At 44.8% G+C, this 576-nt stretch carries 2 pseudogenes; both read left to right on the top strand.

From position 1 onward, the window contains the following. Window positions 1-372, top strand: a pseudogene (locus R7Q48_RS29545) (XRE family transcriptional regulator); the annotation flags it as partial. Next, a pseudogene (locus tag R7Q48_RS29540) lies at window positions 372-576 on the top strand (helix-turn-helix transcriptional regulator); the annotation flags it as partial. The pseudogenes R7Q48_RS29545 and R7Q48_RS29540, both read left to right, overlap by 1 nt.

The raw sequence follows: 576 nt of genomic DNA, 5'->3' as shown, positions 1-576 counted from the left end.
CTCTACTACTGTGAAGGCATGTTGGTTGGCCATTTGATTTATCAAGAGCTGAGGTCTGAATTTAGGATTCTCAGCTTTTGGCATTTAGGGCGCTCGATACTGAAGTACTTAGTCACCGACATTCTCCAAGTCATGGGAAATACGATCATCCATTTCCCGGTTCATGAGCCCGTGATTAAACAACTTCTCTTCGACATTTTTATTCGAGACTTCTATCAACATCGGCGCGTTACGTTCTTTAGAGCCCCCGCCACACAAATCTTCGGAAACCCCATGGTGAAATATTGCTTTGATGGGCTGTTAGACCTGGTGCTCTATCGCTTTCATCAAGTAGGAAATGAGTTTATGCAGTCTCGACAGGAGGTTCATTGATGATGAATACCAACACAACCAACAACACCGTCTTATTGTTCACCTTCAACAACATTCAAGGTCGCGGCTTGCAAACCGCTATTGAACAGAACCTAGAAAAACCCGTACTTTTAACCCAAGGCGCTGACGTCAATTTCCCTAGCACCCGCGATGAACACTATATAGCGATAGTCGATAGTTCTCTCCCTGAATTGCCAGAGGTCA

The sequence above is a fragment of the Vibrio sp. 378 genome, from assembly GCF_033339435.1.
The sequence above is the reverse complement of the archived record's forward strand: the minus strand, read 5'-3'. Positions and strand labels throughout refer to the sequence as shown.